13 protein-coding genes are annotated in these 14198 nt (G+C 35.6%); 4 read left to right on the top strand and 9 right to left on the bottom strand.

The window, feature by feature from the left end; translation table 11 throughout:
• Positions 1 to 59: 59 nt before the first annotated feature.
• From recJ to BW942_RS09295, 3 genes are all read right to left on the bottom strand, one after another.
• Complete coding sequence (gene recJ, locus BW942_RS09305; protein WP_000615876.1) at positions 60 to 1991, bottom strand: single-stranded-DNA-specific exonuclease RecJ; 1932 nt, start codon at positions 1989 to 1991, stop codon at positions 60 to 62.
• Positions 1992 to 1993: 2 nt separating this feature from the next.
• Positions 1994 to 2314: a bactofilin family protein gene (locus BW942_RS09300; protein WP_001278842.1), complete on the bottom strand. Its 321-nt coding sequence runs from the start codon at positions 2312 to 2314 to the stop codon at positions 1994 to 1996.
• 636 nt (positions 2315 to 2950) lie between these two features.
• Positions 2951 to 3670, bottom strand: coding sequence for a glycoside hydrolase family 25 protein (locus BW942_RS09295; RefSeq protein WP_000823116.1), 720 nt, complete (start codon positions 3668 to 3670; stop codon positions 2951 to 2953).
• Between the two features lie 599 nt (positions 3671 to 4269).
• On the opposite strand from BW942_RS09295, the gene BW942_RS09290 reads away from it, so the two are divergent.
• The gene (locus tag BW942_RS09290) at positions 4270 to 4689 is read left to right on the top strand and encodes a hypothetical protein (RefSeq protein WP_000618030.1); all 420 of its coding nucleotides are present in this window, start codon (positions 4270 to 4272) and stop codon (positions 4687 to 4689) included.
• On the opposite strand, the gene BW942_RS09285 is transcribed toward BW942_RS09290, so the two are convergent.
• The 4 genes from BW942_RS09285 to BW942_RS09270 form a co-directional block, all read right to left on the bottom strand.
• Positions 4686 to 5852: an iron-containing alcohol dehydrogenase gene (locus tag BW942_RS09285; protein ID WP_001122022.1), complete on the bottom strand. Its 1167-nt coding sequence runs from the start codon at positions 5850 to 5852 to the stop codon at positions 4686 to 4688. The genes BW942_RS09290 and BW942_RS09285 overlap by 4 nt on opposite strands.
• Positions 5853 to 5928: 76 nt before the next feature.
• A complete protein-coding gene (locus BW942_RS09280; RefSeq protein ID WP_000150993.1) occupies positions 5929 to 6252 on the bottom strand; it encodes a flagellar biosynthesis anti-sigma factor FlgM in 324 nt (107 codons plus the stop codon).
• A gap of 12 nt (positions 6253 to 6264) precedes the next feature.
• Positions 6265 to 7017 (bottom strand): 16S rRNA (cytidine(1402)-2'-O)-methyltransferase, encoded by a 753-nt coding sequence (gene rsmI / locus BW942_RS09275; RefSeq protein ID WP_001083572.1) that lies wholly within the window; start codon positions 7015 to 7017, stop codon positions 6265 to 6267.
• Complete coding sequence (locus tag BW942_RS09270; RefSeq protein WP_000273875.1) at positions 7014 to 7754, bottom strand: LIC11073 family putative lipoprotein; 741 nt, start codon at positions 7752 to 7754, stop codon at positions 7014 to 7016. The genes rsmI and BW942_RS09270 overlap by 4 nt, the downstream gene beginning before the upstream one ends.
• A gap of 114 nt (positions 7755 to 7868) precedes the next feature.
• On the opposite strand from BW942_RS09270, the gene BW942_RS09265 reads away from it, so the two are divergent.
• Positions 7869 to 8567, top strand: coding sequence for an LIC_20245 family lipoprotein (locus tag BW942_RS09265; RefSeq protein ID WP_000623631.1), 699 nt, complete (start codon positions 7869 to 7871; stop codon positions 8565 to 8567).
• Positions 8568 to 9533: 966 nt separating this feature from the next.
• Here the strand turns inward: BW942_RS09265 and nadE are convergent.
• Positions 9534 to 11462, bottom strand: a complete 1929-nt coding sequence (gene nadE / locus BW942_RS09260) for an NAD(+) synthase (protein WP_001192276.1) — start codon at positions 11460 to 11462, stop codon at positions 9534 to 9536.
• 95 nt (positions 11463 to 11557) lie between these two features.
• Here nadE and pyrE point away from each other — a divergent pair, with 95 nt between their 5' ends.
• Both pyrE and BW942_RS09250 read left to right on the top strand, forming a co-directional pair.
• Entirely contained in the window at positions 11558 to 12142 is a 585-nt protein-coding gene (gene pyrE, locus BW942_RS09255; RefSeq protein ID WP_000913341.1) for an orotate phosphoribosyltransferase, read from the top strand.
• The gene (locus tag BW942_RS09250; RefSeq protein ID WP_001982531.1) at positions 12135 to 12842 is read left to right on the top strand and encodes a hypothetical protein; all 708 of its coding nucleotides are present in this window, start codon (positions 12135 to 12137) and stop codon (positions 12840 to 12842) included. The genes pyrE and BW942_RS09250 overlap by 8 nt, the downstream gene beginning before the upstream one ends.
• A 47-nt stretch (positions 12843 to 12889) precedes the next feature.
• Here the strand turns inward: BW942_RS09250 and BW942_RS09245 are convergent, their stop codons facing one another.
• Positions 12890 to 13582, bottom strand: a complete 693-nt coding sequence (locus BW942_RS09245; RefSeq protein ID WP_000538810.1) for a DUF1564 domain-containing protein — start codon at positions 13580 to 13582, stop codon at positions 12890 to 12892.
• Positions 13583 to 14198 lie beyond the last annotated feature (616 nt).

Here is a 14198-nt window from a genome sequence, read left to right as displayed (position 1 = left end):
CACAAATCGGAGTTTAACAGACTAACTTTGAAAATGTGGGAACTCACACAAATTTGGAATTAATTTTCCGATTCTTGAAAGTAGTTTACTATGAATTGAAGAGAAGTTTTGGAGCGAAAGGTAGATTCTTCCAAAGAACCCCATAGATCCAGACTTACCGACTTACTAATCAGTTCTAAAAAATCTTTTCCGCGATTCCAAATCAAACATTGGATCGATTCTGGCGCACCTAAAATTCTAAAACGAACGTGTTTTCCATCCGTCATCGGTTTTGTATGATAGATCTTAGCATTTTTGATTGAGTATAATGGAATTGGGTTTTCATGGCCGAATGGTTCAAAGATAGAAAGTTCCTGAAAAATTTTAGGGTTCAATTCTTCTGGCTTTAAGGAAATCAGACTTTCAGTTTGTTCCGAAGTAGAAGTCATTTGTTCTTCTGCCAGCCAGTTGTCCGCGTTATCAAAGATCAACTTGGCAAGTTCTGGTATTTTATCTATTTCTAATGAAAAACCACCTGCTTCTTTGTGTCCTCCAAATTGCAAAAAAACAGATTCAGCTTTTTTAAGAAGGTTTAATACGTTTTCTTTGCCATAGGCACGAATACTTCCCTTAGCGTGACCGTGATCGGGGGTGATAAATAAAACCGGCCTTTTGTATTCTTCTACAAGCCTTGTGGCGACGATACCAGAAACTCCCGGTTCAAAGTCCGGTTCATAACAGAAAAGAACTGATCTTTCGGTTCTCTCTTTTTTTCTTTTTAAAAAACTATCCACTTTGAAGATATTTCTTTTCGTTCTTTCTTTTCTTTCTTCGTTTAGTTTTTGAAGTTCTTTGGCGCCCGACTTTGCAAGTTCTGGATTTTCTTCTAACAAAAGATTCAGTGCTACGTCTGTACGATTCATTCTTCCGGCGGAATTGATCATGGGACCTAGTCCCCAACCTAAATCTTTTGAAGTAACACGATTATCTGCAAATTCCATGAGTTGTAAAAGTTGGAAAAGACCTTCTCTGTGTGAAGTTTCCTTTTTATGAAGTTTGAAAAGAATTTTACAACCTTCTCTAACGATGATTCTATTTTCACCATATAAAGGCATCATATCGGAAACGGTTCCAATGGAAGCCAAGTCGAAATTTTGAAGGTATTGTTCTAAGATTGCAGGGTATTTTAGAAATTCCTGATAAAACCATTCTCTTTCTGGATAAGAAGATTGGAAAGAATAACTTTCATCGTGGATAGTAAGAGAAAATTTAGATTCCGCTTCTTGTCGATCACCTTGAAAAAGAAGTTTACCACGGTATATAAGAAAACCTGAAAATAAGGAATTACCATCTCCGATCCAGGTCGCGCGGTTGTATTCTTCTAAAGAAGAATAAAGATAGGCCTGAATAAACTTTAAAGCCAAAACGGAAGTGCAGATTTTTTCATTGGGGTAGATAGAATCTGAACGTTTTGGAGAAATAAGATAACAGTCCGGAATTCTTTCGGGGATTTCATGATGATCTAAAACTATAACCTTGATTCCTATGGATGCAAGTTCATCAATCTGGATGTGATTTGTAGTACCAAAATCAAGAGTGATTAAAAGATCCGGTTTGATTCTTTTAACAAAGTCAAGTGCCGCAGGACAAAGACCATAGTCTTCTTCGTTTGAGGTTTTAAGGATCAGTTCCCCTCGATGAATCTTTTTTAAAAAACTTCCGAGTAAACTTGTGGAAGATACACCATCACAATCTCTGTCTCCGAATAGAAGGATCTTTTTTTCTTTTTGAATGAATTCTTTTAAAAGATCTAAAGCGGGTTCTAAATCCGGGAGTAAAAAAGGAGAGGGAAGTTCTCTAAGACCGTGATAGAGAAGATGTTCTGGATGAGATTTTTCCCGCAGATGTGTTTCGTAGAATCTATGTTGAAGCGGACTAAAATGTGGACGCAAGCCCGCAGGATGTAACTCCTTTAAGCCTGGGCCGTGTGAAAAAGGGGAGGGTTGAATCATTACTACATAGCGCTGTTTCCGCTAAATTTCGCTCCGGATTCGATTTCTAAATCGGGTGTGCGGATATCACCGATTACTTTTCCTGTTTTTCGAATGGCTACTTTTTGATTTGCGGAAACGTTTCCTTTTAGATTTCCTTCTACTTCCAAAGTTCCTGTCTGGATATCAGCTTCCACTTCTCCTGTATCTCCTACTACAAGTTTTCCGGTAGTTTCGATGGTACCTTTAAAATTACCTTTGATTTTCAGGGAATTATTGAATTTCAATTTTCCTCTAAAATGAATATCGTCTCCGATAACTGTATCTATTTGTTCGTCGCTCATACTGGCTCCAAGTTTTCGGGTTGGATAGGTAGTTTCAAATATTTTTTACGATTTTTAAAATAGCTTTAAGTTCGTCGTAATAGGTTCGTTTTACAGGTCAATTTTTTCGTAAAAAATTCAATGTGGGAATGACTACGTTTAAGAAATTTTTTCTAATTTTTTTATAGTAAATTCAGGTTAAAAAATTGTTCTCGATCTAATCTTTTTTGGATTCTCTAAAATTTTATGGTAGTTCCCACATTTTTATAGTTTGAAGAAAGAAAGCCTTTTATCAAATCGAATGAAAGTTAGTCTGTTAAACTCCGATTTGTGTGAGTTCCCACAATTTCAAAGTTAGTCTGTTAAACTCCGATTTGTGTGAGTTCCCACAATTTCAAAGTTAGTCTGATAAACTCCGATTTGCGGGAGTTCCCACAATTTCAAAGTTAGTTTGATGCGGAAAAGCTAATTCAAATAGAATTTATAGTTTTATTGAACGTGAGTTCGGCGTAAGTATTTTTTATAAAAAACCTGATTTTTCCATAAAAAATGAATGTGGGAACTACTGCAAATCACGATTTTACGAACAAATTCTAAAATTGTAGGAACTTTTACTTTTAGAAAAATTCTCTTCGTTTTACTTACGTCAAACTCGCGTTATTTAGTTAAAGTAAGAATTTTGAGTTCTCCGTTCAGAACGTTCATGTCTACGGGACCGGAAATACCAGGTAAACTTCCACGACTTTTGTATTGCCAAAGGATCCATCTTTGGTTCGAAAATGTATTCGGATGTTTGAAAAGATCCCGAATCCAAATTGGATGATCCTGAAAGTTGGGACCTATATATCGATCAATGAATTCATAAGTCAGGTAAAGGATCGTTTTTTTACCGTAATGAGAATCTACTCTGTTTAAAAATTCTTGAATTTCGTTGGAAACATCTTTCATCGAAGATCTTTCTTTACAATTCCCTAAAAATTCCAAATCGACTACTGGAGGAAGTGAATCTATTTCTTTCGGAACCGTGGAAATAAAATTTTCCGCTTGTTCTTTTCCAGATTTACATAAGGTAAAGAAATGATAAGCACCAACAAAAAATCCGTTGGCCTTGGCTTTTTTCCAATTTAAGTGAAAGGATTTATCTTTGAAATCTCTTCCTTCTGTAGCTTTGATATAAACAAAAGAAATTTCCGATTTCGGAACTAAGGTCCAATCGATTTTTCCCTGATGATTAGAGACGTCGATTCCTCGAATTGGATATTGAGAGGTAGAAGGATAAACGAACCAAATTTTTCCTGAGTTCAAGGCGTTATACAATCCGATTCCTAATAAAAAGAATGAAATGATTACGAGTAGGAAAAGAAATTTCCGTTTCATATAGATATACACTGTAACTTTTTAACTAAGAGCTGACCTCAAACCGTCCAATGTGAAACTACTACGAAAACTTAACGAAATTAAAACTGCTCGAAAGTTTGCAAATTGCCAAATGTAATCTAAAACTACTGCATTTATTAAAAATTTCTAAAGAATCATTGTGTAAAATTTTTTGGCTTTTGGGACAAGCTTTAAGAACAAAGAAGAAATAAAAATTCATCCAAAGAAAACTTTTTGTACAAGTTAAGACTTAGTTTGTATTCTGCAAGTGAGAAAATAGAAAATCCCCGTGTAACTTTCTCGTTTTTTATTGTAGAATCAATCCTTTGTCTGAATAATCGATTTGTGCAGAATCGTCGCCTTTTAGTTATCGAATACATTTGTAATAGATCCCACAGAAAAACGAAAACTGTTTTACAGGATTTTCCTATAAAAGTCGAACGTATGATTTCCTACAAATTAAGTCACGTTATGAATTTTTAAAGATTCATTTTTAGTGATTAGAAATACTACATTTTAAAAAAATACTGATGTAGTTAGTCATTTTAAGGATACGTAAAAAACTTGTGCACGAGTAAGAATTAAATTTTCATAGGATTATGATCCGACATTATGCTTTTCTATTTCTTTGGCTGTTTGGTGTATCGCTCATTTTAATATCGGGTAAACAACCGAATCCATATTTAGTTCACGTTCGAAAAATTCCGTTGCCTCATGCTTATCCCTGGGAAGAAGTTCTAACTTATTGCCTATTGATAACCGTAGAGATACTTGTTTTGTATTGGATCCTTAGGCCAAAAACTTACAATCTATCTTGGCTACGAAGTTTAAGCGGCTCTTTGTTTTTTTTCATTTTAGGTGGGGCCCATTTATTTACGTTGATGCATGCACCGTCCTATATGCTTTTTCATTGTATGTATTTATTCTGTATCGGGATCATGATATTTGTTTTTTCGATGTGGGCCTTAGTGAACAAAAATCGGTTTGGAAGTAATTCAAAAGAAAGTATAAACCCTTAGAACGCAGCGATTAAAATTGTTTCGATTTCGTTTTTAGGAAGTTCTCTCGGGAGAGAGTCTAAAAAAGGAAATGAAGCCGCAAGATTTGCGATCGAAGGGAGGTCCATCTTTCTTACTTCGTATTCCGAAAGTCTTTGAGGAATTTTTAGCTCGATAAAAATTTTACGAATACCTTCAACAGCTTTAATTGCGGCTTCGATCACCGAAATATTGGTGATGTCCTCGTCTAAGGCTCTAGCGATCATTACGTATTTACCTGCGGAGGAAGTTAAATTATACTCCATCACGTGAGGAAGAAGAATGGACATAGATTGAAAAATATCTAAATTTGTAATATTCGAACTCGCTAATGAAAGAGCAAAACAAAGCCCGAGCGAACTGGAAGACTGTGCAATTCCTGTCAAAAGACTAGCTGCGTATAAACCATTTTTATAGTTTACGTTTTTAGGATCTCGAATGGATGGAATTAGGTTCTTTTGTAAAAGTTCAATTGCACGGAGCGCCGAAGAAATTGTAAGTTCTGTGGAAAATTTAGAAAGAATTGTATCTACGGCGGCGGCCAAAATTCCCACTCCTACTTTGGAAATGTCCATAGAACTCATAAACGAAGAAATTTTAGGATCTGCTATGATCAGTTCAGGAAAAAGAAGTTCATGAGAGAAGTATCTGGTAATCTTTTCATCCCCTAATAGAATTGTAGAAATAGGAGAACATTCTAAACCGAAAATAGGATGAGTAGGAATCAAAATTAAGGGAATTGGCTTTTTTAGTTTTAACTTTCTGTCGTTAATCATGTCTTCTGCAAAAATATCGTTTGTGATCAGTAGAGCGATTAACTTGGCCATACTGATAGATTCATAAGAACCGTAGCCGATAATACAATCTGCATTTGCGATTTTTGCAAAGTAAGCGGCGGTATCTAATTCTTCGGGGGAGGGTTCTTTGGCGATGTCGTCATATAAGATGACCCCATCGATATGTTTTTCTAAACTAGTTTTGATGACGGAAAGTTCGTCCATGTTTTCTAGTTCTTGTTGTGTGGAAAAGATGACGGTTCTAGAACCTATGTTTTTAACGAAGTTACCCACTTTGTAGCCACAATCTGCTTCAAAGTGGATTTTTGGAGGAAATGTATAGTGAACCCAATCGGGGAGTATCGGCATCGTTGTCGTCTCCCGGAGACCATGGCGATTTTCTAATTTAGATAGAGGTAAAAATCAGTTATTCGTGGTACAGTTTTTATTGTCCCAACATGGTCTCTGAAATTCGATCAGCGATTGTATTCAGAACCTCTGGACTCAAATTATCATAATCTCCGTTTTTTAACTTTTCTTTGATTTCTTTCAGTTTAACGGAACGATCTTGATCGTCTGGAGTAGAAAGAATTTTGCGAGTTATAGTTTGAATTTCCGCTTGTAGCTTTGCTTCGGAAGCTTTTTGTTTTGCGGTATCGGAAATAGAAACGTTGTCAAAAGTTTCTTTTGATTCCGTTTTTTTAACCGGGGCGGTTCTTTTCGGTTCGTATCCGCTTCCACCGATCCCACCGATTTTATCGATAGTCATGATTTGTTACCTCTACTGAATTCTATCGGCCGATCCTATAGAGCCTTTAAGCATTTTTTTACGATTCGTATTGATTAAAACCACAAATTCACCTTTAGAAGCAAATTCCTTCGGTTTTTTGGTTGCAAAAGGAGAAAAATGAAGGATTTCTTCGTGAATTTTAGTCATTTCCCTGCCTATCAGAAATTCACAGTCCGAAAATACTTCTTGGATGGAGTTTAAAGTATCCCCGATTCTGTGAACGGATTCAAAAATCATAATCAGACCTTCGAATTCTTTCCATTCGTAGAGTTGATTTCTTTTTTTTCCTTTTTTTTCGGATAAAAATCCTAGAAACAAAAACGGATTGGCTTGCCAGCCTGAAATCCCAAGTAGTGCGGTCAGTGCGCTTGGACCCGGAATGGGGGAAATTTTAAATCCCTTTTCTCGAACTACACGAATCAAATGAGAACCTGGATCAGAAATTCCGGGAGTTCCCGCGTCTGAAACGAGTGCAAACGTTTTTCCTTCTTTCAATTCTTCTAATATACTAAGGTAAGGGTTTTCAGATTGATCTTTGTAAAGTGTAGAACACTGAGTGTGGATTGAATAAGATCGAAATAATTTTTTAGAATGCCCTGAATTTTCACAAAGGATTCGATCCGTATTTTTTAGAATTCTAAGTGCTCGGAAAGTGAGATCTTCTAAATTTCCGATCGGTGTGGAAACAACGTATAAAGTTCCGGGTTCGAGGGGAATTTCCGAAGATTCTTCCTCTGAATTCATAAATTACAACCTGGAGGAGAAACTCCAGTAGGACAAATGCAACCAGTTTCTTCTGATCCCGAAATTGTACAAGGATTACAAAGAGTTCCAACGGGACAGTTTTGTTTTACTGCTGTAGTACAAGAGGAGTTGTTACATTCTGCTGGGTTACAGCTGGAACCTACAGGACAAAGAAAAGGACGAGAAGAAGAACACATCTTTACGGGAGTAGATGGATTTGAAAAAATTCCACTGTTTAAAAGTGCTCTCATTGTGAACGTATAAATCTCACACTTGATGAATGGAAATACTCCCGGAGGAGGAATTTGATTAAGAACCCTATGAGTTTGTAGTTTAGAAGAGCTCGTAGAAGCTTCGGAGGCAAGATGAGGAAAGGAAGGTTGTACTCCATTTTCTAAATACACGTTTCCTGAAGTAAGAGTTTCCGCGACTGAAGGGGCTGCCGTAGTAATGTATAGATTATAACCTACGAACTGAGGTTCTGCATTGGTTACGTAATAACGAACTAGAAATTCAGGCTTATAACTATTTGGCTCGGATTGAAAATCCGTATCTTTTGTGGCTGTATCTGTAATTCCTTCGTTTACGGCAAGGATACTTAAGAACTGGGGAACTCCTACCGGAGAAATGAATATGAAAGGTGATTGTGCTACGTCTGTATTCATACCACAACCGAATAGAATCCAAATAAAGGTAAGTATTGGAAGGGACGTGGAACGAAAGATCTGAAAATACATTTTTATCTTGCGTAGGATTCGATTTCTCAAAAAATTAGAGACGGATCCAGGATAGAATTTCCTGGATCGACGGTCTTACAATCAAAATTTCCCGAATTTCTCGGAGCGTTTCTCGTGATAAGCATTCGTAAATTAGTCATTTATTCTGGAATTTCAATCTCATTGATTGTGCTTGTTTGGATTCTTTTTTCTTCGGAAGATTCCAGTGAAAAAGAAAGAAAAAGTAAGGAAGCGGATAGTGTTGCACTTCTTTTAGGTGGGGGTTCCCCTTCTTCCGGATCCGGATCTTCTGGAGGTAAAACGAACGAGTCTATTTTTGATTCTTCCTTTTATAAGTCTGGAAAGGGAGAATACATTGAGTCCGATAAAGGTGAACCAAAAGAAGCAGATCCTAACGCTGCGGATGCAGATAATCCTGTAAATCCTCAGACAAATAAACCTTATACCAACGAAGAGATGGAACGTTTTAGTCAGTTACGGGAACGTTTTCCGGATAATTCTCTCATTCCTAAAAAATTAAGTCCTGCCGAAAAAGAAGCGAAGAGACAGGAAGATAGTCGAATCGCAGAAGCGGCGCGTAACGTTTTTGCAAGGACGGCCACTCACGATCAGATTCGTTCTTATTATCAAAACATGGAAAAACAAACTCAGGATCGAATGGATATTATCAATTATCTCGTGGATCTTCAAAAAGGTTCGGGAGAAGAAGAGACCGAAAAGAAACTGAATAATATTCAAGAATCCATCAAAAATCAATTACAACAGGTTCAAAAAGAAAAGGAAAACGCGTTCAAACAAGCTGGGATTTTGTAAGAATTGGATCCAAAAGTTATTTGAAATCCATCTAAAATTGATTTCGTTTCCATTTTAAAAATGTGATTTTCCTAAAACGTGGTAGTTCCCACATTTTGGGATTTAACTGTAAAATCATGGTTTTGTGGTAGTTCCCACATTTTGGGATTTAACTGTAAAATTGTGGTTTTGTGGTAGTTCCTACATTCTTTTCCGGAAAAATTCGGATTTGTAAAAATTCATCCAACTCACGTTAAACGAATGTGAATTTTACGTAAGAACGATTGGACGAATCTGGCGTTGGCCGCCCGACTACTTTTAGTTTCGATCAATAAATTGAGTGTTCGTTTGAAAACAAAATTTTTTCCTGAATTCAATTTATTATAGAACACGATTTATCGAGCGCCTAAAATGTAACCTATCTCGCGACCCGGAAAACTCAACGAATGCCTTTTTAAGGATCGGCATTCAGGAGGTGTTTTATTGAGTTCAAGAAGTAAGACGCTTTAGTTTGAAAGAGCGTTCTGCTGAGTTTCTGTCGCATTGGATTACGCTAAACTCACGTTCCTATTCAAAAGTTACGAAAAAACTAAATTCTACAAAGAATCTTGAAGAATTTAAGAGATTAACTCTTTGAATTTCTAAAGAAGAACTTTTATAAAATAGAGTTGTTGAAAAATCCCATAGCAACAATTAACAAAACGCTTCAATCGACCGTTTCCATACAACGAAAACCGATAGAGAATTAATTTTTCAACAATTCTAATAAATTTATTGTTAAAAAGAATGAAATGATAACCACAAAACAGCGATTTTACGTAAAAATCTGATTTGATTCAAATTTATCTAAATAGAGTGTTCAAAGTTTTGTCCTAGGGATTGTCTCAGAATTTATGACGTTTTATAATAAAACACATTGTTTTAAGGATTTATAATAATTTCTTAATGTGTTTTTGTTAAATATTATAGATTAAAAATATTCTAAATTTATAATTCGATATCCTCGGAAAGAATTGGGAATCGAAAGCTAGATTTTGGGTCCAGCCCATAATCGTCTAAATGAAATGAAGGTGGAAGCCTTTCTCGTTTCCACTGATTTTTATGAAACAGTGAAATGTATTTCTTTACCGATTCTTCTAAAAATCTGGGAGGTAGGTTTTGTATTTCAGAATCTTCGGAAAGAAGTTGTATAATTTCGGAATAACCAGCTCCTCTTACTATAAATAGTTCTTCTATTTTTTGCAAGAGTGGATAGGGCATCAGATCTTTTTCATCTTCTTGTTTATCTTCTGGTGGTTTTAATTCGGCGCTGGGTGGAGAATTTACAATTTCTTTGATGGAAGGATATGCCGGAAGAATTGGGTCTTTTCCTTCTGAAACAAAACGTAACCATTTCAAAATAAATTCTTTGCTGACTCCTGTTAACGGTGCGATTGATCCGGAAGAATCTCCATCCATCGTCGTATAACCTACGCTTGCTTCGCTTCTATTTCCGGTGGAAAGAAGAAGATGTCCGTTTAAATTGGCGAGCATCCATATAATGGGAGAACGAACTCTCGCTTGAATGTTTTGTAGAGTTAAGTTATGTTTATCCCAACGCAAGGAAATTCCGGTAAGTTTGGAGATTTTTTCGGAGATACTTTGTATTTCCGAATCGATTGTTAAATCCCCGTGGATTGATTGAATTTCTTTTGCTAATGATTTGGCTAAAAATTTAGTCCGATCTGAGTTGTTTGAAGTAGACTGATAAAGTGTACAAAGTATACTCTCTTCTGGAATTCCTTTGGATTTAAAAAAGTTCTCACCTAATTCTAATTTTGCGATTTTTTTCATTGCGGTTACAAGTAAGGCGCACGCGGAACTGTCGGCCCCCCCGGAAAGAGAAAGTGTATAACCTTTTGTATTAGAGTACATTAGATAATCAAAAAGTCCTAATGCCACTGCTTTCGTAAAATCCAGATATGATTCCTCTTCTTTGGAAACTGAAATTTCCAGTAAGGATTTGTTTACCTTTGGGGCTCTTTTGGGAAATTCTATACCCAAATAGATTTTATTTTCTTCGGTTGATTTTGTTTTACTAAAACGATTTCCGGAAGGACGAAAATTTTTTGCTCTATCTGCTTGGGACGCTTCGAAGTCGATCTCGTTGGAGCAAAGACTAAAATCTCCGAAAAAGAGTCTTTCCGATTCTGAAAGTAATTTCCCATTTTGAACGATCATGGAACCACCTTCAAAAATCAGCCTTCCGGATTCGTTTCCGCATAAATTAGAAAATAGATATACGTTAGACTCTCTTCTAGAACTTTCTTGGAAGATTTGTCTACGAATTCTTTGTTTTCCAAATGCAAAATGAGACGCTCCCGGAGAAAGGATTAGATCTGTTCCTGCTTCTGCAAGTGGTATAGAAGGTTTTTGTAATACCCACGAGTCTTCGCAGATTTCTACGCCGAAAGAAAAATGATCTGTTTCAAAAATGAGAGAACCGAAAGGAATCGTTGATCCGTCGGGTGCTATAAAGTTTTCTTGAGATTCTTCGCCTCTAGTGAACCATCTGTTTTCATAATGAACTCCTGTGGAAGCTAAATTGGATTTAGGTACAATTCCCGCTACGACGCCGTTACAAAGTACCGCAGCACAGTTAAATAAATAAGGATTTTGGAATATAGGTAAGCCAACTACTATGATTTTATTTTCCGTATGAGGAAGTAGTTGTATTAAAGAATTCCAGGATTTTTTCCAAATTCTTGGAAAGTAAAATGCGTCTTCACATCCGTAGCCGGAGATACAAAGTTCTGGGAATAAAATCAGATCCGATTTTTTCTCTAATTTCAGAACTCTTTTGATTTTTTCTAAGTTTCCTTGAAAATCGAATACTTTCGTTTTAAGAGAAACGGACGTAAGTCTTACGGACTGCATGAATTACAGGATTCATGTCGGAATCCGTTTTGAAAGTTTTTTTTATTTTGAAAACGGGTTTCCGGATTCTTTCCTGGAAATTCACTGGTTAAAAAATGCTTAAGAAAGAACTTTCTATGAAACAAGAACTTCTAGAACTCATTCGAACTCATGTGTATCGTTATTCGGAGCAGCCTTTTACCTTGGCTTCCGGAAGAAAATCCAGACATTATTTTAACTGTAAGGAAATTACTCTTGTTCCGGATCGTTTGGAACTTCTATGTAAGTTTATCGTAGAACAGCATTTAGGCGAATCCGGAATTTTACTACCTCATGCTTTTGGTGGTCTTACGATGGGGGCCGATCCGATTTGTTATGGAATCAGTTTGGAATTTAGAAAACAAAATAAAAACGTATATCCCTTGATTGTACGCAAACTTTCCAAGGATCATGGGACGAAAAAATTGGTGGAAGGTTCGGCTCATTTAGTGAAACAATGTGTCGTGATAGACGACGTGATTACCACGGGTGGTTCTACGATTCAAGCAATTCGTAGTTTAAGAGATTGTGGAATCGAAGTCGTCCAAGGTGTTTGTATCTTAGATCGTCAAGAAGGTGGGAAAGACGCGATTCTTGCGGAAGGTGTGGAAATGTTTCCTATATTCAAAAAAAGTGATTTTGGTAATTTGGAACATGAGTGAGTTCCAGTACGATTCAGCCAAGTTTACAAGAAATCTGATTTTTCGTTCAACGGCGATTATTCTTCTGTATTGTGCTTTTATTGTCTGGAATTTTTTTAAAGTTCCGGATGAAAATAGATTCGATTTCGTTAAAATTTTTGGTCTTCTTTCTGTACTTTTAGGTTTTTTACTTTATAGAAATTTTTCCAGACAATTGAAAGTTTTAAAAGGTGCTAAAGTAGAACTGACTTCTAATTCTTTGAAACTTTTCAATTCTAAAGGTCAGTTTTTGGAAACGAAATTGAAATCTGTTGTTTCGATTGAAAGAGATGTGTTTCGTTCGTATGTTCGTTTTTTGATTATCACTCGGGAAGATCAGATTCCGGTTTTGAATCTTTTGGAGCCAGATCGATTTCAAGCCGAGTTAGAGAAAAATTTCGGTAAAAAGGTGATCGTTCAAGAACAAAGCCCCGGTTTTCTTCATCCTAAAACTCTTTTGTATTTTATTCCTTCTTTTGCGGCTTTTGGTGCTTTGTTTTACAAACCTTTCCATTTTAGGATGGAATCTTTTTATTTGATTGCAAATATAAATGCGCTTCTAGTTGCGATTTATTTTCCAGAAGATAAAGTAAAACTTGTCTATTCTGCAAAACGTAGATGGATTTTTCTTTTGGGTGCACTTTTGATTGCGCAGTGTGTAATATATTTAAAATTATTATAATGCCTTAATATTCTAAATTTTTACTATGTATATTTAAAATGAATTTTTTATTCTTTTTTTAGTATATGAAAATGATTCTTAGGTTTAAACCGTAATTTTCGGGTTACTTGGTGACTTAGCAGATCTACGTCAAGGATATATCTGTAAGATCTGTGAAACGTGGGAGCTCCCGCATTTACCGTATTGACGATAGAATCTCCGACACCTAAAGTTTCTAACCAAAGAAGATAATTAAAAAGATAACAACGGGATACTCCATGTGCTTGTGCAAGGATTCCAAAAAGAATCCAATTTTTGGACTTAACCCGAACATTAACCCGTTTCATTTTTTGATTTTTTTGGCTGGGTTGATATAAGGTTTTCTCTGCTTTTTTACTAATGTGTTTTTGGGAAGAGAGATATTTGCCGTAGGTTTTTAAAAATTCGGGAATTTTTTTGGAAAGAATCTTTCTATCATTTTCGAAAAAACGAAACCAAGTATCTTGAGGAATCAATAGAGTAATTGTTTCAGAATGATTTGTTTCAAAACTAGAACGAACTTCATAGTTAGAGTTGAATAATAGTATTTCCATACCTTTTACGGTTCTTGATAAGAATTCAGTGGAGTCGATTTTTAGAAAAAAACGTAAGAAAATTTTTATAAAACCTAAATTAACGTGAGTTCCACGTAAGGAACTTACAATTTTGAAAATTGGAGTCTGAACTCTACGGATCGATTCTTTAAATGTGGGAACTCCCACGAAAATTTAACGGTATTAGAACTACCGAAGGTTCACAAATTGCTAAATGCGACTAATTTGTAGGAACTACTGCATTTTATTAAAAATTTCTAAAGATTATCGTGTAAAAAATTTTTGAGGTTTTAGGACAAGTTCTTAGATTTATTTGTAAAATGATGTGGGAACTCCCACAAACTACGATTTTACAAACAAATTCTAAAATTGTAGGGACTCATACTTTTAGAAAATTTTTCTTACACCGAATTTACGTTAAAGTAACAATTAGAGTTGTTAAAAAATTCCATAGCGGCGATTAGCAGAACTGCTTCAATCGATCATTTCGTAAAACAGAAACAAGCTGGAGAATTGATTTTTCAATAACTCTAATCTTAAATCAAATTTCTAAATGAAATTCTAGTTTTTAGATTGGCTTTACTTGGGACGATGAATAATACAGGCAGCGAACTTATTTCAAAAGTTAGAATATAGAATCTTCTTCAAAAAACCAATCATCTGGATTAGACACAATTTTTGAGAACTTCTATATCTTTGCAGAATCGATCATTGATTTTGTTATTTTTATACGGTCTAAACAGTTATTTGACGCAGATTTTATGTAAAAGATTCGTTTTATAGA

The organism is Leptospira interrogans (genome assembly GCF_900156205.1).
Lineage (GTDB): Bacteria > Spirochaetota > Leptospiria > Leptospirales > Leptospiraceae > Leptospira > Leptospira interrogans.
Note: the sequence above shows the minus strand (reverse complement) of the source record. Positions and strands in the feature narration are given on the sequence as shown.